Raw genomic sequence first — 19,855 nt, 5'->3', positions numbered from 1 at the left:
TATCGTAGGAAGGGAAGTAGAAATCCACTAGTCGATAGGTGCTGTAGCTAGACACTAACTCAAACATAAGGGCATCGGTACACTTGCCGATGCCCCATTTAAAAACCTTAATCCGCTACCGTCATTTCCTCAAATCTTCAATATATGCATACGCTTCTTCAATTTCTTCCTTTGTATATAATTGCTCGCTTTTTAATACTTGGATTTTTTCTTCCACTTCGGGCTTTGGTAATGAATCAAAGTATAAAACAGTCGAAACGAGCTCAAGAAAACGAGCATTTTTTTCGTTCATCTTTGCTAGGCATTCCTTCAAGTTCGGCAGATTTATTTCATATGAATTTAAAAATTCCTGTCCTGCCTCTGTCACCCTATATTTATAATGAACATATCCGCTTTTTTCTTCCTTCACTTCATCAATAAAGCCAAAATTACATAATTCCTCAACTCGTAATGTCAACTCTTCTGAATATGGACCGTAAAAATGAAATTCAAACTTTTCCTGAAAAGGGAAATTTAATTTCTTTGCAATATAAACCATCTTTTGCAGCTTCTTACGACCGACTATTTCTCCTGCTACAGCAAATATATTCATTAATCGTAGATGGTCATTCAGCATAACAAACATTTCAACTCCTGCTCAATTTTTTCAAGGGTGGTTCATCCATGTTTCTTTAGAATGGATAATATTTGCTGTTTGATGTTTCCATGTTTCGATTGATCTAGAAGAAAATCTTCCGGGTAATACAATTTATGGTCTGTTCGTCTTTTTCCGGAAATAGCTTGTACGATCGTCGATTCCCTTGATAATTCACGTAATTCACCGTTTGGCATTAGTAAATGAATTGGGAGGCGCTCCTCTTCTTCTCCAGGCCGGTAAAAATCATAAGGTAGATCCGAAGATGAATCAACGGCTAAATAATAATCAGGATCAATTTCCGCTTCACGGAAAAGCTCATCAAGATGCCCCAATAATTTATATTCTCGTGCAGGATCAAATTCTACATATTTCAATAGATTGCGATTCATAAACCGATTGCATAAATCTCGGAGAATGACATCCTCTTCGTCTTCCCACATTTGAAAGTAGTATAAAATAACCGTTTCATCTAATTTTAAATAATCTTCTAATGTTACTTTTTCCTCAAAAAGAGAAATAAAGTGAGTTGGTTCATACTTAAATGCATATGCCTTTTCATATAACGCTTTGGCGCGCTGCAGAATCTTTGTAAGGATGACTTCTGCACTTCTCGTCACTGGATGAAAGTACACTTGCCAATACATTTGATAGCGGCTCATAATATAATCCTCAACAGCATGCATCCCCGTCGATTTAAAAACAACTTGATCTTCAAGCGGCCTCATCACCCGCATGATCCGCTCCATATCAAAATGACCGTAGCTAACCCCCGTAAAATACGCATCACGCTGCAAGTAATCCATTCGATCCGCATCGATTTGACTGGAAATTAAACTGACAACAAGTTTGTCTTCATACGTCTTTCCTACGACATCTGCCACTTTTTGAGGAAAATCCTGACTGACGCGCCGTAAAACAGCATTCACTTCAGTCTCCCCAAGGATAATTTGTCTTGTGAAAAATTCGTGGTCTGTGTGATACACATTTTCAAATGAATGTGAAAATGGACCATGTCCTAAATCGTGTAAAAGAGCAGCACATAGGGATAGAAGTCTTTCATCTTCATTCCATTCAGGTCTCCCTTTAAAAACGTCATCTACTATCCGCCTCACGATTTCGTACACACCGAGTGAATGATTAAAACGGCTATGCTCGGCACCGTGAAACGTTAAATATGTAGTTCCAAGCTGTTTAATTCTTCGAAGTCGCTGGAATTCCTTCGTACCAATTAATTCCCAAATGATTTTATCTCGCACATGTGCATAACGATGAACAGGGTCTTTGAAAACTTTTTCCTCGCTTAATTTTATATTGGAATGATTCATCTACAAACCCTCTTCCTATCTATCATGTTTACATTATATCGGTTTTGGATTTTTTTATAAAGCTCATCAAGTTTCTATTAATTTATTGCCATATTGGTATATAAATTGGCTTTGTTGTCCATCCTATAATTACCGGAATTAAAAGATTATTAATGGGAGTTGAAATGAATGAAAACACGTCAAGATGCTTGGACGGAAGAAAATGATTTGCTGTTGGCTGAAACCGTGCTTAGACATGTTCGCGAGGGAAGTACACAGTTAAACGCGTTTGAAGAAGTCGGTGATAAACTGAATCGAACGTCAGCTGCATGTGGTTTTAGGTGGAACGCAGTTGTTCGCCATCAGTATGAAAAAGCACTAGATTTAGCTAAAAAACAACGAAAGCAACGTCAAAGAATGCTTGGAAAAGAACAAGGCGGCAAAAAGAAACTACTTTATCAGCCACCTATCTCAATTTTAAATGAGGCGTCAATAGAATCCACGTTGGAGCCGGCAAATTCGTATGAAATGTTTACGGAGGAAATGGGAGAAGAACATACTCTTACTGAACTTGCTCCATTTACAGGAAACTTATTACCAGCACCTGCCACAATGCAAACTGGAGAAATGAATATAGAAAAAGTAATTTCATATCTACAGACGATTCAAAGTTCCGAGTTTCATTTAGATGTACTAAGAAGTGAGAATCAGAGATTAAAAAGGGAAATCTCCGATCTGCGTAAAGAAAATGAAGTATTGACAAAACAAGTCTCCAAGCTTGAAGATAACTCAGAAACAATGCAAGAAGATTATGAGACACTAATGAAAATTTTAAACCGCGCTCGAAAACTCGTATTATTTGACGAAGATGAGCGTCCTGCAAATACATTTAAGATGGATAGAAATGGGAACTTAGAGAAGTTGGCTGAGTAACAAGAAAAGTGGAAGCGCCTTGCACATCGTCGTACAGGCCCACAGGATGTGGGTCCGTCGACGAAGACATAAGGACGTGGCGTTTTTAGTCGACGTTCCTTTTTCGGCCTAAGACTTGCGATAAAGGAAACACGGCGAGGTTGGAAAAGCGGAAGTCGCCTGATCAGCCCCGACAAGCAAATGTTCTGAGGCAAAAAAAGTCCGTTTTTTGACTTTTATTGCCGCTGGTTTATGACCTCGAGGGGCTGGCGACTGCAGCTAGACAAGACGAGCCTGGCTTCCTTATCGTAGGGAAGAGGGCAAGAAGTTTGCTAGTCGATAGGCGCTGGAACTAGACACAAGAAAAAAAGCCGTGAATGTGTACGAAGCACACTCACGGCTTTATTTTATTATTTCGCTCATTCATTCGTTCATAATATAATTGAAACCACTCGAGTTCATTCCCTTGCAATCCATTAGAATAAATCTCTTCAGCCAAGCCTTTCAGCGTCTGCAGAAACCGCAGCATCACATCCTGAATCGATATATCTGTCTTCAGTAATTCCGACAACGACGCCATGACTTCTGGGCGTACATCTGGAAAGTGATATTTGGACGGTTCCATAAATTTGGCGTATGTATAAAAATCACGAACGAGTTCTGCCCGTTTGCGCCCGCTTCCTGTTACACAAAGATAGATTTGTACGGCAACTCCTTTTCGAATTCGCCGCTGTGAAATACCTGCGAACTTTTTTCCATCTATGCTTAAATCATAGCTCCCCGGACAATATGACCCAACGATCTCGTAAGCTTCAATCGTTTGCGGAAAGTCTTGGAACATAAGACGAATGAGATCATACATAGAATCATAGCCCCGATTAATATCGATGCCCTTTTCAGTATCTGGGAAAATGAGTGTTAAGTTAAGGACCCCTTCATCAAGGACGACGGCAAGTCCTCCTGAATTACGCACAATCCCTTCATAGTTTTGACTGGCTAGAAAATCGAGGCCATCTTGTAAAGCCGCAAGCTTTGTATCTTGTATCCCTAATACTAGAGTATTAGCGTGAACCCACGCTCTTGCAGTTGGGGGCGAATAACCGCTCCCAACTGACATACAAAGAGTATCATCAATAGCAAAAGATTGCATCGCATGAAAATGGGGATTCACACTTGAATGATCAATGATTCGCCATTTTTTTTGCTGTAAAAGTAGAGTACTTTCCAACATGTATGTTAAACTCCTTCAACCTGCACCTTAAGAACTTTTCCCCAACGATTGAACCGCTGTAACGAGTGCTAGATTATACACATCTTCTTCGCTGCATCCGCGTGAAAGATCATTTACTGGCGAATTTAAGCCTTGTAAAATGGGACCAATTGCCTCAAACCCACCAAGTCGCTGAGCAATTTTATAGCCAATGTTCCCGGCTTCGAGACTTGGGAAAATGAAAACATTCGCATCCCCTTGAAGTGGAGAATCCGGTGCTTTTTTCTGGGCAACGGATGGTACAATTGCCGCATCAAACTGGAATTCGCCATCAATGATCAATTCAGGATCCATTACCCTTGCCAATTGAAGTGCTGTTTCCACCCTTTTTGTTTCATCAGATACTGCAGAGCCCTTTGTTGAAAAACTAAGCATGGCCACACGAGGATCTATATCAAACATTGCTGCCGTTTTGGCACTTTCAACTGCTATTTCAGCTAAGTCTTGACTGTCCGGCGCAATATTGATGGCGCAATCCGCAAATACGTACTGCTCTTCCCCTCTTACCATAATGAAAACACCTGATGTTTTACTTAGGCCTGGCTTCATTTTAATAATTTGCAATGCTGGTCGGACCGTATCTGCAGTTGAATGGATTGCCCCACTTACTAATCCATGCGCTTTTTTCATGTATACAAGCATTGTTCCAAAGTAATTTTCATTTAATAATAAGTTTTGTGCCTCCGATTCAGTTACCTTGCCTTTTCGTCTTTCCACGAAGGCCGCTACCATTTCATCGATGGCAACATATTTTGCTGGATCATATATTTCCATGCGATCTAGTGAAATATTCATTTCATCCGCTTTTTCCTGGATACTTTCCATACTGCCAATCAATACCGGAATTAACACTTCATCTGCTGCTAGTCTACCCGCGGCAGCTAGAACTCTCGGATCCAACGCTTCAGGAAAAACAATTTTCCTGTCCCATCCACGTGCTTTTTCTTTTAAAATGTCGAATAAGTCATTATTCAAGTCAACCATGGCAATCTTCCTCCTGCTTTAGTAATAAAACGTAGGTGGTTTACTTCATAATCCTCCTCTTAAGCATATACCCATTTTCATTAGATTGATAATGATATGGTGTATTCTTGACAAAATTTTTACATAGATGCGTAATAAGGCTTGCTGTGGTCAAATTATGATATAGTTTATTCTAGTAGCTAAAAGGCTAGAATGAATTACAAATGCTGAAGATTAGGAGTTGATCCAAATGAGTGAACCAGCACAAACACTGGATGGTTGGTATACACTGCATGATTTTAGAACGATGGATTGGTCTTCTTGGAAACAACTATCAAGTGACGAGCGACAAGCGGCTATCCATGAATTTTCCCAATATCTAGATAAGCTAAATATTGTACAAGATCAAAAAGAAGGCAGTCATGCTCTCTATTCCATTGTTGGTCAAAAAGCGGATTTTATGCTGATGATTTTACGACCTACGATGGAAGAATTAAATGATCTTGAAAATGAATTCAATAAATTAACGATAGCTGAATACACCATTCCCGCCTATTCCTATGTGTCCGTTGTGGAATTAAGTAATTATATGGCAAAAGAATCTAACGAGGATCCATATCAAAATCCATATGTGCGTGGACGTTTATATCCAATTTTACCAAAGACAAAGCATGTTTGTTTTTACCCAATGGATAAGCGCCGTCAAGGAAATGACAATTGGTACATGCTTTCGATGGAAGAAAGAAAAGAACTCATGTATAGCCACGGTATGATCGGTCGTAAGTATGCCGGAATTATTAAGCAGTTAATTTGCGGATCTGTCGGATTTGATGATTATGAATGGGGCGTCACATTATTTTCCGATGACGTTTTGCAATTCAAAAAAATCGTATATGAAATGAGATTTGATGAAGTGAGCGCGCGCTATGGGGAATTCGGTTCATTCTTCGTCGGAAACATACTTGAAGACTATGATGTAGAGAGATTTTTATATATAAAGTAAGCATGAAACTAAGCCTTTTTCCTTGAACGGGGAAAAGGTTTTTTTCATTTGTTGTTTCTCTAAACTTTAGAAAAGTTTGTACTGCATACCAGCCCTCTTATTTGCATAGATATGAAAGAGTAAATTAATTTTGGTGCTTTTATCATTTTTCTTACCAAACATTCATTTCTGCATCGAGGCTGCCATAAGGAAAAGGCACCCGTATCTATAAGGAGGGAGTAATTTGTCAAACCAAAATCCATATCAAAACATGGCCGGTTATTATCCACAGACCCAAAGGCAACAGATGCCATTTCCGCCGCAAGGCCAAATTCCAGCGGGATTTTTTCAGCAACCGATGCAAGTTCCAACTGGTGTAGCCGGAACAAAAGGCGGAGTTAATGTGCCGGGCATGCTGCCTATAGAAGAATCTTATATCGAAAATATTCTCAGGCTTAATAAAGGAAAGCTTGTCCATGTCCATAGTACTTTTGAACATAACCGTGAATGGAATGCAAAAATTTTCAATGGAATTATCGAAGCTGCAGGTAGGGATCACCTCATTTTAAGTGATCCTCAGACTGGAAAAAGATATTTAATTCCAATGGTTTACGTTGACTATGTCACGTTTGATGAACCAATCGACTACGAATATCCATTTGGGGCAGGACCCCTGGCATCAGCACCACCGAGGTGATTAGAAAAGCGGAAACGCCTGCTCATCGACGTACAAACTACAGTGACTTCGACTGAGATAAAGGAAACAAGACGAGGTTGGAAAAGCGAAAGTCGCCTGATCAGCCCCGACAAGCAAATGTTCTGAGGCAAAAAAAGTCCGTTTTTTGACTTTTATTGCCGCTGGTTTATGACCTCGAGGGGCTGGCGACTGCAGCTAGACAAGACGAGACTGGCTTCCTTATCGTAGGGAGAAGTCATGTAGTTCGCTAGTCGATAGGCGCTGGAGCTAGACAAAGAAAAGTGGAAGCGCCTTGGCAATTAATCAAGGCGCTTTTTTTATTTTTGTTTTATGTTTTGAAATCACATCATTAATATATGCTACACTATCTGCGAAATAGCGTTCGTCATGAATTCCATGTAACAGCATCCCACCTGTATAACCTACCTGATCCAGCTTTTCTAAAAAATATTCGAAGTCCACAATCCCGTTCCCAGCGTATGTGGGATTCAAATCGTCACCATCTTTTATATCTTTGCCGTGAGCAAGATAAATATCTTGCCCTATCAGTTCGAAAGCGTGATCCATGATCGGTCTCACGTTTTCTTTTCGAGCTTGCCCTTTTTGAAAAAGGTTTGCGATATCCATAATTATTTTTAGGCGCGGTGACTTGAAGGTATCTAATAGCTTTCGAGCCAGATCGGGAGTATTTATACAGTTATTCGGCTCACATTCGATACCTAAAATCAAGTCATACCGTTCCGCTTGCTCCAACACCTTATCCGTCGATACTAGTAGATCTTCCCAAGCCTCAGGTTCTTGGTTGTCCTCATGCCACACCCACATACTTTTTGTATTTCGGCTTCCAGTACATAAAGTAATAAAATTACAATTTAGCTCTCGGCTAGCTTCTGCTATAGAAGCAAACCGTTTATAGCCATCTTCTCTTACCGTTTTAGATGGATGTATCATGTTGAAAGTTCCATTTACTGCCACAATCTCTATTTTGTTTTGCACAGCTTGTCTTTGAATCTCCTCTAATAGTCCTGGTGCGAAACTAAATGGCAATTGTTCATCACAAACCGAAGAAAAGTCGAATTGAACCTCAGAAAATCCTGCGTTTTTAATTGCTGCAAATAGCTCCCCAGTTGTGGGCCGCTTCATTTCAATTGTGTACATGCCTAATTTCATAACGAAACACCTTCCTTTCTAATTATGATAAGAGAATGAAATAATACTAGATTTATACTTAACAAACTTTTATGTCATTTATATTCTTCAACATATTCCTCATAATCTAAAACCTCGATTACTTCAGACCAATGAAGGACAGTGCCAACAAAATCTTTTATATCCAAGCCCGGCATTTCATAAGTTTCATCAGTATTTACGGTTCCGGTGGCATCCTCAATAAAAGTTACTTTGTATCCCCTGTCATAAGCTGAAATAGCCGTAAACATACAGCAAAATTCCGTGTTGAAACCTGTAATAAATAGATGATCTATACCTAATCTTTCTACAGTATTAGCCAGTTCCGTTTTAAAAAATGAACTTGGTGTTTGTTTTTCGAATACATAATCCGCGTATTGTTTCAATGAAGGATGTAGTTCTGATCCTTCTGAACCTCTGTACAATGGACTCTCTTCGACATCGTCAACATGCCGCATAAATATGACAGGGTTATCATTGTTTTTAAAATCCTGAATAACCTTTTCCATCAAGGAAAGTTCCTTTTTAAAATCCCCAAAATTAACAATTCCATTTTGTACATCAATTACTAAAAGTGCCTTCACTTTTTCACCTTCTTTGTTTAGCTTATAGATGCTTCACTGCAAAAATAATGAGAAGGACCCATGATACAAGAAAAGCCACACCGCCTAACGGGGTTATTGCTCCTAAAATTTTGATTCCAGATGTACTCAATATGTATAAACTTCCTGAAAATAAAACAATCCCAATCAGCATCGTCCAGCCTGACCAAGATAAAAGTGAAGAAACCGGGATATTTCTACCGATTATTCCAATCGCGATCAGACCCAGTGCATGGAACATTTGATACGTAACTCCTGTTTTCCACACTTCTAAATATTTTGGTTCTAGCTTACCTTCCAATCCGTGAGCACCAAAAGCTCCCAAAGCAACTGCTAAAAATGCATTGATTGCACCAATAATGATAAAAATTTTCATATAGTAAAGTCACCTTTCTTTGTCTAGCTACAGCTCCTATCGACTAGCGTACTTCTTGGTCTTCTTCCTACGATAAGTCAACATCGATTCGCCTTGCAGGCTCATCGTGTTTCCTTTATCTCTGTCGAAGGACCCGAAGTTCGTACGTCGATGAACAGGCGCTTGCGCTTTTCTTTGTCTAGCTTCAGCGCCTATCGACTAGCGTACTTCTTGGCCTTCTTCCTACGATAAGTCAACATCGATTCGCCTTGCAGGCTCATCGTGTTTCCTTTATCTCTGTCGAAGGACCCGAAGTTCGTACGTCGATGAACAGGCACTTGCGCTTTTCTATTAAAAATCAAATAATGAATCTCCATTTGCTCCGTCGGCCATTTTGATCCGCTCTTGGTTAGTTACGGGAATAGTTTGGGGTCTTTCGGGTAGCACATTTTCCGGCATTGAAAGCACTGAAACTTCTTTTTGTTTTTGTTCTCCTTCTAACGCTAATTCAGCAAGTGCTTTTACAGCATATAAATGTCCTTTAATTTCCTGTTCACCATTTGCCACTTTTGCTTTCCTTATCTCAATCTCTAACTTCTCAAGTAGTGTTTTATAAGAAATATTCATCCCAACAACTCCAGTCATTCCATTTACAGCCTTAGTTTCCTCACATAAGCTTTTTTCATTTGCTACAATTACAGCATAGGCATTATTACAGAAAAAATCAAAAATAAAATGAGTAGGATTGGCTAGGAATGGATTCAAAATGGAATTGTTGAAAAGCTATTTTCAACTGCGGATATTCCTTGCTCCCAAAGTTATATATGAGGAATTTGCCAATCGATAGGCGTTTCACCCAAATCCTGCAAAAACTCGTTCGTTTTTGAAAAAGGATGGCTGTCAAAAAAGCCCTTCCTTGCCGCAAATGGACTTGGATGCGGGGATTGGATTATTTTATGTTTAGTTGTATTGATAAGGGCGATTTTCTCTTGTGCCGGGCGCCCCCAAAGAATAAAAACAACGGGTTTTTCTCTTTCATTGAGCAACGAAATCACTTTATCTGTAAATATCTCCCACCCTTTCCCGCGATGCGAGAAGGCTTGGCCCGCTCTGACGGTCAAAATGGTGTTAAGCATAAGGACACCTTGTTCGGCCCACTTTACTAAATATCCGTTATTCGGAATCTCGCATCCTATATCATTTTTTAACTCTTTAAAGATGTTCCTCAAAGACGGAGGAATGCGAACGTCCGGTTTTACGGAAAAACTGAGCCCGTGCGCCTGGCCGGGACCATGATATGGATCTTGACCAAGAATAACAGCTTTCACATGTTGATATGGTGTATATTGTAGTGCGTTAAATATATCGTTATGAGCTGGGTATACAATATTCCTTGCATACTCTTCAATTAAAAAGGCTTGAAGCTTTTTATAATATGGTTTATACAACTCTGATTCCAGTATTGAACCCCAGTCATTTTTTAAAGTATTCTCCAATGCACATCTCCCCTTTCATTTAATTATATACCCACGAAATGTTGCATTTAAAATAATTGTTCATAACAAAAAGAGCTATTCAAAAAAACAGTTATTGAAAACCGTCTGCTTGAATAGCCCTATCTAGCGGAAATTCAGATTTTTACTCCGTCACATTAATCGCTTTTTCCTGTGCCAGCAAACACAATTCTGCTGCTTTAAATGCATGTGCTTGTGTCATCGCATTTTCTGTACGATCGATGCAATCCTTAATTAACTCCCCGAAGAACGGATATCCTACTTTGCCTTTTAGATCAAAGTATTTTTCACCCTCCTGATTGACGAGATAAAGGTGATCGCCACCATTATTATGGGTCAAATCAACATATTTTCTCATTTCAATAGTTCCTTTTGTGCCCACAATAAATGTACGACCATCTCCCCATGTGCTCAACCCGTCAGGTGTAAACCAATCGACACGGAAATATTGTGTTACCCCGTTGTCCCCTACTAATGTGGCGTCCCCGTAATCTTCGAGTTCTGGATATTCCGGATTATCATAGTTTGCAATTTTACTATGTAGCACCTTCGCATCTTTAGCGCCCGAATAGAACAGAAATTGCTCGATTTGGTGACTCCCTATATCACACAAAATACCGCCATATTTTTCTTTCTTAAAGAACCAATCTGGGCGGCTCGGCGCATTTAATCGATGCGGGCCGAAGCCAGTCACTTGGATGACTCTGCCTATAGCTCCTTCTTCAATCAGTTGGCCAGCAAATATGGCACTTTCTACATGAAGTCGCTCACTGTAATAGACCATATATTTTTGCCCTGTTTCTTCAACGACCTTCTTTGTTTCCTCCAGCTGTGCCAATGTTGTGAATGGGGTCTTGTCTGTAAAATAGTCTTTCCCCGCTCGCATGACAAGATTGCCTAAAGCACTTCGCTCTGATGGTACAGCAGCAGCTGCCACAAGCTTTACTTCCTTATCTTCTAAAATTTCATCAATCGTGCTCGCCTGTTTAGCTTGTGGATACGTGTTTAAGAATTGGTCTACCTTAGCTTGATCAGGATCATACACCCATTTCAACGTTGCACCAGCTTCAATCAATCCATTGCATTGACCATAAATATGTCCGTGATCTAAAGCAATTGCTGCAAAAATAAATTCCCCTTCTTTTACAACTGGATTTGGTTTTCCTTTTGGTGCGTAATTCATTCCATCTCCATTACTCATCGTTTAAATCACTCTCACAATGTAATTTATTTTCTGACAAATCTATTATATCAAAACCAATCAGCGTATCCTATTTCTTTTAAATGATTATTACGTCTCTTAAAATGTTTCATCTAAAACCGAACCGGTTATATAAGTAATGTCCATTCATTTACTAGAAAGGGAGGATGTAATATATGAATACCGTCAGAGTTTGCGAAAATGGTCTAGAGGCAAAAAACATTATAAATGAGTTAACTACCCAGGGATTTGATTATGATCACATTTATTTGTTTGCCCATGATGAAGAACGTTCAAAGGATTTGACGGACGTTACAGATACCGGTGTAGTAGGAGTGGGAGAGCTTGGAGTTCTCGATTCGGTCAGCAATGTTTTCAGAAAAAGAGGCGATGAGCTTCGCGCTAAGTTCGAAGCGGTCGGTCTGACAGAAGCGGAAGCGGAGCAATATGAAAAGGTATTAGATCAAGGGCAAGTAGTCATTGTTGCAACAACCGAACATTAAGATTGATATAAAGGGCTGCCATATATTTAACCGGCAGCCCTTTTATCATCTTCAAATAATATTTTTGATTTTACAACCCAATATATTGAACCAATAGCAATGATGGCAATTAATAGTTCGACTACATAAATGTTTGTAATGACACCTGCTTGGTAAAGTGCCGCAGGGAAATCAAAGACAGCGTGAATGAGGATCGCTAGAAAAAGAAAAATTATTTTTCGTTTTCGGATTCCGTACATTACAAGTATGGAAAGTCCTAAATGAATGGATAGTGCACTTAATCGTTCAATTCCACCTAACAAAATAATGAATGACGAGCCACTCGTCAATTGTTCCTTGATGGGGCTTAATGCTTCTTTCGTTTGTTCGTTTATCAATAGCGATTCAAACGTCCCATTATTAATCATAAAAGCAAAAACAATCATCATAATGCTGTTAACACCGACGAGTAAGATGGCTTCCATCCCACCATGACCAAGCCCAAAGGAGAGTCCGTCCTTCCATTCCCGGTACTTTTTCAAAGCAAATTTCATCATTATAAATCTACCAGTCTCCTCAAAAATTCCCGCCATCAAACCTCCGTACAACATGAAAAGCCACGGATTTTCGAAAAACTGTTTTGTAGATTTATTCCAGACGAGGACATAGCTGTGTAATAGCCCTTCCAAAACATTGGCAAATAGAAAAAACGTCACCATTCCGACTAGCAATACAATCAGCGAAATCTTGTATCTTTTCTTGAAAAAAATGAGCAAAAATATCGGTGTGCCTACAGCAATGATAAAAGAAATAACCATTGAAACAATCGTTGTTGAACTTACCATACCCTACTCCTTTCTTATCCGATTAAAGAGTGATAGATTTTCCTAGCTTCATCCGGATTTTTCGTCCCATGAACGAGAGCGCGGCCGTCTTTAAAAAAAACAATCCGTGTTCCTTCTTTTACGATTGAAAGTAAGAAAGCGTTCCCTCCGACTTCGTATCCAGCTGAACGCCACCTATCCGCAAGCTGTTCCAATAAAAGCGGCTCCCCTTCAGCAGGTCGAATTTGCACTGTATCCCTGCCACATAAAACAGCCACCTTTGTGTTAGATTCCGCTTGTAAAAAAGGATATGTACGTTCTTCTCCACAAGAAAGACAAGCTTTATCTTTTAAGGCACCAGCTTTTAAAGATACATATTCATTTTCCCAAAGATCAAATGAAACAAAGGTCTTTCGGACCGCTTCACTATTTCCAGATAAAACTTTTAAAGCTTCCACACTTTGATGGGCAGTAACCATTTGAACCGTCGGAGCGATAATTCCCACTGTATCACATGTCTGGCCTTGTAAAGGCAATTTTTTTAGTAAACATTGCAAACAAGGAGTCTCCCCAGGGATAATCGTAAACGCCATCCCGAAACTCCCGACACATGAGCCAAAAATATAAGGGATATGATACTTATGGGCAAGATCATTCAGTAAAAAGCGTGTTTCAAAATTATCGGTTCCATCAATGAGTAAATCAACGTCTTCTATGATGCCTTCCAACAGCGCTCCATCCGCTTGGGCGACGATTGCTTCAATTTCGACTTCACTATTAATTTGCTGTAATCTTTTTTTTGCGGCTTCCGCTTTCGGCCACTTTTTGACTGCATCTTCTTCTGTAAATAAATGCTGTCTTTGAAGATTGCTCATTTCAACATAATCTCTGTCAATAATTGTTAGTTTTTTGACGCCAGCGCGAGCGAGTGTCTCGGAAGTATGCGTACCTAAAGCACCGATTCCAAGAATAAGTGCATGCTTTTTTGAGATTTCCTTTTGCCCTGCTTCACCAATTTTTTTAAATAAAATTTGCCGTGAGTAGCGTTCCATATGAATCAGCCCCCGCTTACCGGAGGAATAAGAGCAATCACATCTTCCGCATTTATGACAGTTTCATCTGTAGCAAATTCTTCATTAATTGCAATCATAATCCCAGCCAAACTCCCTAGATTTGTTTCGGTCTCTAAGTGATTGCGCAGTTCCTTTACTGTCTTACCTGAAACATCCATTGTTAAAGAACCATCTCCAGCCTGCTCTTTTAAATGAGCAAACAATAAAATTTTATTCATTCAAGTCTGCCTCCTCAGGTTTACCATCCACATATCCCTTCGTCCCCTGCTGGTTGCCAATCCATTTCTCGCCATCTTCCCAATGCTCCTTTTTCCAAATTGGAACAATCTCTTTAATCCTTTCGATAGCGTAGCGATTTGCTTCATATGCTTCCGGGCGGTGTGGCGAAGAAACCGCGATGGCAACCGCGATATCAGTTATTTCAAGGCGTCCAATTCGATGTGATATGGCTGCTTCCACTCCCGGCCAGCGTTCCTTCATTTCCGCTACAATTTGCTCAAGCTTCTTTAAAGCCATCGCTTCATATGCTTCGTATTCAAGGTAAAGCGTTTTGCGGCCATGCGTCAATTCACGGACCGTCCCAATAAAAGTTGTGACGGCGCCTGCTTCTCTCCTTACCACTTTCTCGTATATTTCCTCTATTTTAATAGGGTCTCTCGTGATTTCACAATTCAATGAAGTTCGTTCCCTTCAATTCGTTTTTTCGCTTCTATGTAATCTTCCTTTGTATTCATATTCCATAAATCTAATGAATCAATAACTTCAATATACTCAACATTGATACGATCAAGCAAAGATTTTACTGATTTCTTACCCTCTTTTAGTGTTTCATGCACATATGATAGAATGCCTGCATCATAAGCGGCAAAAAGCGGATGAATCTGCCCCTCCGCAATCGGAATAACGGCATCAAGATTTTTTTCGGTAAGAGTATGTAGTAGTTTTTTTGCCATTTCTGTAGAAGCAAACGGCATATCGCAGGCAACAACGAAACAAGGTCCCTTCTTTGCGGCAGTTAGCCCCGTTAAAATCCCAGCCAATGGACCTTGACCTTTAAATGCTTCTGAATCTTTCAATACTATCACTGAATGATCTAATTGCTGAATTTTTTCATTCGCTATTAAAATCACATCTTCCGAAATAGGAATGAACTCCTCTATTATTCGATCGATGACTCGTTTGCCGCCTATTTTCATCAAAGCCTTATTTTCTCCCATTCGGCTGGATTTTCCTCCAGCTAAAATGATCGTTTCCACTAGGTTAGTCCCCCTTAAAAATAGATTTACTATTCTTTAAATGTCCGATATTCTTTAATTATGAGGTGAGTTTCTTTGAAAATTAAACGGATCTTAATATGGATGCTTCCTTTCGCGATACTCTGTATAAGTATGTGGATCGAAACAGGAAATTGGATGATTGCTGGCAGGTTACCTGAAGCAAATGGTAAAAATGAATATGCCGTCATTCTTGGTGCCAAAGTGAATGGCGAGAATCCTTCACTTTCTTTGCGCTATAGGCTTGAAGCTGCATTAGATTATGCAAAAAAGCATCCTAACATAAAATTGATTTTATCCGGGGGACAAGGCCCTGACGAAGATATTACTGAAGCAGAAGCAATGAGACGATATCTAGCGGAAAATGGAATTGATGAAGATCGTTTAATCCTCGAAACAGCATCGACATCCACGTATGAAAATATTCAATTTTCCAAGAAGCTACTCCCTGCTTCCATTCACTCCGTTACGATTATTACGAGTGACTACCATCTAGCACGGGCCAGAGAAATCGCCAGAAAACTAGATTTAGAGTCGGATGCCGTTGCAGCAAAAACACCAAAAGTCGTCGAATGGAAATTAACGACTCGCGAGCGGCTCGCACTTTTAAAAACGTCCGTATTTGGAAAGTAATTAGAAAATCGAGTGTTGGCCTTAACACTCGATTTTTACATTTCAGAAAAAATCTCCTTTAATTCCACACTGAATCCATCTAAAAAACCCGAATGAACTTTTCCTATGTCCGTTTTCACATCATATTGTTCATACATGTCTTCATCATTAAGCTCATACACTGTAATGGATTGTAGCATTGGATTAACGATCCAATATTCTCGGACTCCATATTTCATGTAAATATTAAATTTTGTGATTAGATCATGTGATTGATTAGATGGACTTAAAATCTCTATTATTAGACTTGGTACTCCTACATATCTTGATTCAGTGAATCCTCTTTTATCGCAAATAATCACTAGATCCGGTATTACTATTTTTATTCCATCTATTTTTTCACTTTTCAACTCCACATCCATTGGTGCAGAAATAATTTCACAAGGTGTGCCTTTCAAAAAATGATCCAATTTAACGAGGAGCTCTCTAGATATGCGTTGATGCCTTATAGATGGAGAGGGTGACATATAAATAAACCCATCAATGTATTCCAACAATTCTTCTGTATTCTCGCGAATTTGTAAATACTCATTCAACGTAACTTTATTTTTTTGATAAAGAGTCATGTTCATCACCCTTTCTTAATTAGAATTATAACATATATTTTTTAAATTTTTAAAAAATAGATTGACAGTATAATTATATAGTGGTAACATCTTCCTTCCGATTATGTTTTTAAAGGGAGGGACATGCTTGATTAAGATTGAAGGTTTAAGTAAATCATTTAAGGTTGCCAAGCGCTCATCTGGACTTGCGAATTCATTGAAAGCGCTCTTTTATCGTGAACATACAATTGTTCAAGCGCTCAATGATATTTCCTTTTCGATTGAACCTGGGGAAATCGTAGGCTATATCGGTCCAAATGGTGCTGGGAAGTCGACAACAATTAAAGTGATGAGCGGTATTTTAGTACCGGATAGCGGTAAGTGCACGATTATGGGTTATACCCCTTGGAAAGAACGAGTTTCATATGTAAAAAATATCGGCGTTGTTTTTGGCCAGCGCTCCCAACTTTGGTGGGATGTGCCGGTTATGGATTCATTCGAACTTTTGCGCGATATTTATAAAATCCCCCTCCAAGAGTACAAAGCAAACGTTGAACTACTAGTTGAAACGCTTCAATTGCAAAATCTTATTTCCACTCCAGTACGACAGTTAAGTTTAGGACAGCGGATGCGCTGTGAAATTGCCGCCTCTTTATTACATAGTCCAAGTGTACTATTTTTAGATGAACCGACGATTGGACTTGATGCCCTTTCAAAAATTGCAGTCCGTAATTTTATCAAAACGATCAACAAGGAAAAAGGCGTGACGGTCATTCTCACTACCCATGATATGAATGATATCGAGGCGCTTGCGGATCGGGTCATTTTAATCGGAAAAGGTAGTTTACTATATGACGGCAAGCTAAATGAGCTGCGGAAAAAGTTTGGCGCAACCAAAATGATGACAGTCGATTATCGAGAAGCATCGGGACCTTTCGATCTTTATGGGGTGACTGTACTCTCCCAAACTAGTGATAGAGCGGTATTAAGTGTCGATACGGAGAAAATCATGGTTTCAGAAGTCATTTCAATATTATCGGGCATGGTGGAAATCTTAGATCTTTCAATTGATTCTCAGCCGATTGAAGAAATTATTATCCAATTATATAAGGAGTATCAAGTATGAGTGCATATGTCTCTGTATTGAAGTTAAGGCTTCTAAACGGTATGCAATATCGGACTGCAGCACTTGCCGGGGTGGCGACCCAATTTTTCTGGGGATTTATGTACATTATGATCTTTGAGGCGTTTTATGAACATGCACTGCAAACTCCGCCGATGTCGTTAAAGGAATTAATTACATATCTCTGGCTTCAACAAGCATTCCTAGCCTTCATCATGCTTTGGTTCCGCGACAATGAGCTTTTCGATCTGATTACTACTGGAAATATCGCCTATGAACTTTGTAGACCTTGTGGAATCTACGGTTTTTGGTATGCCAAATTATTGGCGCAACGATTATCCAGTGCCATTCTTCGCAGCTTTCCAATTCTGATTGTTGCGTTTTTATTGCCGCAGCCGTATAAAATGACATTACCATCGAACATCACTACCTTTCTATTATTTTTTACATCTATCATACTAGGCCTATTACTGTTAGTAGCCATCTCCATGTTTATTTACATCTCTGTCTTTCTTACAATGTCACCAGTAGGATCTTTACTTATGTTTAGTGTCGTAGGTGAGTTTTTTGCGGGACTGACGATTCCGATTCCATTAATGCCAACTTGGATGCAAAATATTGCTTATATGCTGCCATTTCGTTATACTGCCGATTTTCCATTTCGCGTTTATTCCGGACATATCCCAGAGAACGAGGCACTGATCGGCATTCTTTTTCAACTCGTATGGCTTGTCGCTCTTGTTTTACTTGGGAGATTTGCTTTCGGGAAAGCATTGCAAAGAGTCGTCGTTCAAGGAGGGTAAGATTGCATGAGCTTATATTTTAAATATCTTCATATATTGTTTAAGTCACAAATGCAGTACAGAACATCATTTTGGTTGTTATCGTTTGGACAATTTTTCATCCCATTATCGGTTTTTGCCGGGCTTTATTTTCTCTTTGAACGATTTGGACAAATAAAGGGATGGACATTTTTTGAAGTAGCCTTGTGTTTTGCGGTTATTCATATGGCATTTGCCATCAGTGAATGTTTCGCACGAGGGTTCGATTCGTTCTCTTCGCTAGTAAGGAATGGAAATTTTGACCGGTTGCTTGTCCGTCCTAGAGGAACCATCATTCAAGTGATGGGATCACAATTTGAGTTTACGAGATTAGGAAGATTGATTCAAAGTGTTATTGTCTTGACATGGGCATTAAGCAATCTATCGATTGAATGGAGTTTAGTAAAAGCTTGCATTCTTATTTTGATGATCATAAGTGGGGTATTTATTTTTACAGGGATTTTCATGTTGGCCGCGACATTTTGTTTTTGGACAATACAAGGGCTCGAAGTCGTAAATATTTTCACAGATGGCGGCAGGGAAATGGCACAATATCCTTTGAATATTTATCATAAATGGGTCACGAAATTTTTTACGTTCGTCATTCCATTTGGATGTGTAAACTATTTGCCTTTATTGTATGTGTTGGATCGAAGTGAAGGACAATCCATTTTATATATGTTAGCTCCCGTTGCTGGCATTATTTTTATTTTTCCTTGTTTATTTGTTTGGCGCTTTGGAGTGAGACATTACCGGTCTACGGGTTCGTGAGATTGAGTTTCGCTTTTTTGAATGGAACAAGTAGGATTATCAGTATTCAAAGTGCGGAAACTTTTGAAAAAACACGTTCTCTTCCGATTGAACCACTCAAAGTGCCCGGGCCCATGCGGAAACCATCAAAGCTGTCCGATTGAAACGCTCAAAGTTCCCGGACTCTTGCCTGAACCGTCAATGCTGTCCGATTGAACTGCTCAAAGCGCCCGGGCCCATGCAGAAACCATCAAAGCTGTCCGATTGAAACGCTCAAAGTGCCCGCGCTCTTGCGAAAACCATCCAAGTTGTCCGATTGAACTGCTCAAAGTGCCCTCCTCTATTTGGCAAATATTTATCTTGGTCATGATTTATAGACCCATCACAAATTCAGCCATTTACATACTAAGAAGATTAAAAAATCGAATCATCTTCTGTTTTTCGTTAAATACACATTTATCCCATCATCAGATAGCTTCATCTGTCGGGTTGAGCAAAGTGTTGGCAATTATGTGGATAGAAGCAGGTTTTTTATTGTTCGTTTAACAATATGCTTCTTATTTCCAATACATCCGAAACGATTGCAAAGGGAGTATGGGCGGTAGATTTTTTATGCCCCTCACAGGGACATTAAGCATTTTTTCAAGAAATTTATCTTAATCAAGT

24 protein-coding genes are annotated in these 19,855 nt (G+C 39.4%); 8 read left to right on the top strand and 16 right to left on the bottom strand.

Annotation, left to right across the window (positions count from 1 at the left end; translation table 11 throughout):
- Positions 1–121 precede the first annotated feature (121 nt).
- Both NQ185_RS06630 and NQ185_RS06625 read right to left on the bottom strand, forming a co-directional pair.
- A complete protein-coding gene (locus tag NQ185_RS06630; RefSeq protein ID WP_257580972.1) occupies positions 122–616 on the bottom strand; it encodes a YwgA family protein in 495 nt (164 codons plus the stop codon).
- Positions 617–657: 41 nt separating this feature from the next.
- Positions 658–1,962 carry an HD domain-containing protein gene (locus tag NQ185_RS06625; RefSeq protein WP_257580814.1) on the bottom strand — a complete coding sequence of 435 codons (1,305 nt, stop codon included), beginning with the start codon at positions 1,960–1,962 and terminating at the stop codon, positions 658–660.
- Between the two features lie 168 nt (positions 1,963–2,130).
- Between NQ185_RS06625 and NQ185_RS06620 the strand changes: the two genes are divergently transcribed.
- On the top strand, positions 2,131–2,874 hold the full coding sequence (locus tag NQ185_RS06620; RefSeq protein ID WP_257580813.1) for an RsfA family transcriptional regulator: 744 nt from the start codon (positions 2,131–2,133) through the stop codon (positions 2,872–2,874).
- A gap of 373 nt (positions 2,875–3,247) precedes the next feature.
- On the opposite strand, the gene lipL is transcribed toward NQ185_RS06620, so the two are convergent.
- Both lipL and pta read right to left on the bottom strand, forming a co-directional pair.
- The gene (gene lipL / locus NQ185_RS06615; protein WP_257580812.1) at positions 3,248–4,084 is read right to left on the bottom strand and encodes an octanoyl-[GcvH]:protein N-octanoyltransferase; all 837 of its coding nucleotides are present in this window, start codon (positions 4,082–4,084) and stop codon (positions 3,248–3,250) included.
- Between the two features lie 27 nt (positions 4,085–4,111).
- Entirely contained in the window at positions 4,112–5,107 is a 996-nt protein-coding gene (gene pta / locus NQ185_RS06610) for a phosphate acetyltransferase (protein WP_257580811.1), read from the bottom strand.
- Between the two features lie 229 nt (positions 5,108–5,336).
- Between pta and hemQ the strand changes: the two genes are divergently transcribed.
- Positions 5,337–6,089: a hydrogen peroxide-dependent heme synthase gene (gene hemQ / locus NQ185_RS06605; protein WP_257580810.1), complete on the top strand. Its 753-nt coding sequence runs from the start codon at positions 5,337–5,339 to the stop codon at positions 6,087–6,089.
- A gap of 223 nt (positions 6,090–6,312) precedes the next feature.
- Entirely contained in the window at positions 6,313–6,765 is a 453-nt protein-coding gene (gene gerQ, locus NQ185_RS06600) for a spore coat protein GerQ (RefSeq protein WP_257580809.1), read from the top strand.
- 303 nt (positions 6,766–7,068) lie between these two features.
- Here gerQ and NQ185_RS06595 read toward each other — a convergent pair whose 3' ends face one another.
- From NQ185_RS06595 to NQ185_RS06570, 6 genes are all read right to left on the bottom strand, one after another.
- Positions 7,069–7,935 (bottom strand): sugar phosphate isomerase/epimerase family protein, encoded by an 867-nt coding sequence (locus NQ185_RS06595; RefSeq protein ID WP_257580808.1) that lies wholly within the window; start codon positions 7,933–7,935, stop codon positions 7,069–7,071.
- A gap of 74 nt (positions 7,936–8,009) precedes the next feature.
- A complete protein-coding gene (locus NQ185_RS06590) occupies positions 8,010–8,537 on the bottom strand; it encodes an isochorismatase family protein (RefSeq protein WP_257580806.1) in 528 nt (175 codons plus the stop codon).
- A gap of 22 nt (positions 8,538–8,559) precedes the next feature.
- Positions 8,560–8,931, bottom strand: a complete 372-nt coding sequence (locus NQ185_RS06585; protein WP_257580805.1) for a DUF423 domain-containing protein — start codon at positions 8,929–8,931, stop codon at positions 8,560–8,562.
- 330 nt (positions 8,932–9,261) lie between these two features.
- The gene (locus tag NQ185_RS06580; protein ID WP_257580804.1) at positions 9,262–9,537 is read right to left on the bottom strand and encodes a YwdI family protein; all 276 of its coding nucleotides are present in this window, start codon (positions 9,535–9,537) and stop codon (positions 9,262–9,264) included.
- 191 nt (positions 9,538–9,728) lie between these two features.
- Complete coding sequence (locus tag NQ185_RS06575; RefSeq protein WP_257580803.1) at positions 9,729–10,406, bottom strand: uracil-DNA glycosylase; 678 nt, start codon at positions 10,404–10,406, stop codon at positions 9,729–9,731.
- Positions 10,407–10,548: 142 nt separating this feature from the next.
- Entirely contained in the window at positions 10,549–11,625 is a 1,077-nt protein-coding gene (locus NQ185_RS06570; RefSeq protein ID WP_257580802.1) for a Gfo/Idh/MocA family protein, read from the bottom strand.
- Between the two features lie 176 nt (positions 11,626–11,801).
- Between NQ185_RS06570 and NQ185_RS06565 the strand changes: the two genes are divergently transcribed.
- Positions 11,802–12,128: a YflT domain-containing protein gene (locus tag NQ185_RS06565; protein ID WP_257580801.1), complete on the top strand. Its 327-nt coding sequence runs from the start codon at positions 11,802–11,804 to the stop codon at positions 12,126–12,128.
- A 26-nt stretch (positions 12,129–12,154) separates the two neighbouring features.
- Here NQ185_RS06565 and NQ185_RS06560 read toward each other — a convergent pair whose 3' ends face one another.
- Genes NQ185_RS06560 through mobA form a run of 5 tightly spaced genes read right to left on the bottom strand, consistent with a single transcriptional unit; the run spans position 12,155 to position 15,260 of the window.
- Positions 12,155–12,952 (bottom strand): YhfC family intramembrane metalloprotease, encoded by a 798-nt coding sequence (locus NQ185_RS06560; RefSeq protein ID WP_257580800.1) that lies wholly within the window; start codon positions 12,950–12,952, stop codon positions 12,155–12,157.
- Positions 12,953–12,966: 14 nt separating this feature from the next.
- On the bottom strand, positions 12,967–13,983 hold the full coding sequence (locus tag NQ185_RS06555; RefSeq protein WP_257580798.1) for a ThiF family adenylyltransferase: 1,017 nt from the start codon (positions 13,981–13,983) through the stop codon (positions 12,967–12,969).
- A 5-nt stretch (positions 13,984–13,988) separates the two neighbouring features.
- On the bottom strand, positions 13,989–14,222 hold the full coding sequence (gene moaD / locus NQ185_RS06550) for a molybdopterin converting factor subunit 1 (RefSeq protein WP_257580797.1): 234 nt from the start codon (positions 14,220–14,222) through the stop codon (positions 13,989–13,991).
- Positions 14,215–14,679, bottom strand: coding sequence for a molybdenum cofactor biosynthesis protein MoaE (locus NQ185_RS06545; protein WP_257580796.1), 465 nt, complete (start codon positions 14,677–14,679; stop codon positions 14,215–14,217). The genes moaD and NQ185_RS06545 overlap by 8 nt, the downstream gene beginning before the upstream one ends.
- Positions 14,676–15,260 (bottom strand): molybdenum cofactor guanylyltransferase, encoded by a 585-nt coding sequence (gene mobA / locus NQ185_RS06540; protein WP_257580794.1) that lies wholly within the window; start codon positions 15,258–15,260, stop codon positions 14,676–14,678. The genes NQ185_RS06545 and mobA overlap by 4 nt, the downstream gene beginning before the upstream one ends.
- Before the next feature lie 75 nt (positions 15,261–15,335).
- On the opposite strand from mobA, the gene NQ185_RS06535 reads away from it, so the two are divergent.
- Positions 15,336–15,911: a YdcF family protein gene (locus NQ185_RS06535; RefSeq protein WP_257580793.1), complete on the top strand. Its 576-nt coding sequence runs from the start codon at positions 15,336–15,338 to the stop codon at positions 15,909–15,911.
- 35 nt (positions 15,912–15,946) lie between these two features.
- On the opposite strand, the gene NQ185_RS06530 is transcribed toward NQ185_RS06535, so the two are convergent.
- Positions 15,947–16,516, bottom strand: coding sequence for a Uma2 family endonuclease (locus NQ185_RS06530; RefSeq protein WP_257580792.1), 570 nt, complete (start codon positions 16,514–16,516; stop codon positions 15,947–15,949).
- A 127-nt stretch (positions 16,517–16,643) separates the two neighbouring features.
- Between NQ185_RS06530 and NQ185_RS06525 the strand changes: the two genes are divergently transcribed.
- From NQ185_RS06525 to NQ185_RS06515, 3 genes are read left to right on the top strand one after another with little or no spacing between them, the layout of a single operon-like run.
- On the top strand, positions 16,644–17,621 hold the full coding sequence (locus NQ185_RS06525) for an ABC transporter ATP-binding protein (RefSeq protein WP_257580791.1): 978 nt from the start codon (positions 16,644–16,646) through the stop codon (positions 17,619–17,621).
- On the top strand, positions 17,618–18,421 hold the full coding sequence (locus tag NQ185_RS06520; protein ID WP_257580790.1) for an ABC transporter permease: 804 nt from the start codon (positions 17,618–17,620) through the stop codon (positions 18,419–18,421). The genes NQ185_RS06525 and NQ185_RS06520 overlap by 4 nt, the downstream gene beginning before the upstream one ends.
- Before the next feature lie 6 nt (positions 18,422–18,427).
- Positions 18,428–19,210, top strand: coding sequence for an ABC transporter permease (locus NQ185_RS06515; RefSeq protein ID WP_257580789.1), 783 nt, complete (start codon positions 18,428–18,430; stop codon positions 19,208–19,210).
- Positions 19,211–19,855: the final 645 nt, after the last annotated feature.

Source organism: Lederbergia panacisoli (assembly GCF_024626525.1).
GTDB classification, from domain to species: Bacteria; Bacillota; Bacilli; order Bacillales; family Bacillaceae_C; genus Lederbergia; species Lederbergia panacisoli.
This window is presented reverse-complemented; position numbering and strand designations above follow the sequence as displayed.

Excerpts from the sequence above, each read along its gene's own strand:
- NQ185_RS06630 (WP_257580972.1), bottom strand. The coding sequence starts at position 616 with ATGCTGAATGACCATCTACGATTAATGAATATATTTGCTGTAGCAGGA.
- NQ185_RS06625 (WP_257580814.1), bottom strand. The coding sequence starts at position 1,962 with ATGAATCATTCCAATATAAAATTAAGCGAGGAAAAAGTTTTCAAAGAC.
- NQ185_RS06620 (WP_257580813.1), top strand. The coding sequence starts at position 2,131 with ATGAAAACACGTCAAGATGCTTGGACGGAAGAAAATGATTTGCTGTTG.
- lipL (WP_257580812.1), bottom strand. The coding sequence starts at position 4,084 with ATGTTGGAAAGTACTCTACTTTTACAGCAAAAAAAATGGCGAATCATT.
- pta (WP_257580811.1), bottom strand. The coding sequence starts at position 5,107 with ATGGTTGACTTGAATAATGACTTATTCGACATTTTAAAAGAAAAAGCA.
- hemQ (WP_257580810.1), top strand. The coding sequence starts at position 5,337 with ATGAGTGAACCAGCACAAACACTGGATGGTTGGTATACACTGCATGAT.
- NQ185_RS06595 (WP_257580808.1), bottom strand. The coding sequence starts at position 7,935 with ATGAAATTAGGCATGTACACAATTGAAATGAAGCGGCCCACAACTGGG.
- NQ185_RS06585 (WP_257580805.1), bottom strand. The coding sequence starts at position 8,931 with ATGAAAATTTTTATCATTATTGGTGCAATCAATGCATTTTTAGCAGTT.
- NQ185_RS06580 (WP_257580804.1), bottom strand. The coding sequence starts at position 9,537 with ATGAATATTTCTTATAAAACACTACTTGAGAAGTTAGAGATTGAGATA.
- NQ185_RS06570 (WP_257580802.1), bottom strand. The coding sequence starts at position 11,625 with ATGAGTAATGGAGATGGAATGAATTACGCACCAAAAGGAAAACCAAAT.
- NQ185_RS06565 (WP_257580801.1), top strand. The coding sequence starts at position 11,802 with ATGAATACCGTCAGAGTTTGCGAAAATGGTCTAGAGGCAAAAAACATT.
- NQ185_RS06560 (WP_257580800.1), bottom strand. The coding sequence starts at position 12,952 with ATGGTAAGTTCAACAACGATTGTTTCAATGGTTATTTCTTTTATCATT.
- NQ185_RS06555 (WP_257580798.1), bottom strand. The coding sequence starts at position 13,983 with ATGGAACGCTACTCACGGCAAATTTTATTTAAAAAAATTGGTGAAGCA.
- moaD (WP_257580797.1), bottom strand. The coding sequence starts at position 14,222 with ATGAATAAAATTTTATTGTTTGCTCATTTAAAAGAGCAGGCTGGAGAT.
- NQ185_RS06530 (WP_257580792.1), bottom strand. The coding sequence starts at position 16,516 with ATGACTCTTTATCAAAAAAATAAAGTTACGTTGAATGAGTATTTACAA.
- NQ185_RS06520 (WP_257580790.1), top strand. The coding sequence starts at position 17,618 with ATGAGTGCATATGTCTCTGTATTGAAGTTAAGGCTTCTAAACGGTATG.
- NQ185_RS06515 (WP_257580789.1), top strand. The coding sequence starts at position 18,428 with ATGAGCTTATATTTTAAATATCTTCATATATTGTTTAAGTCACAAATG.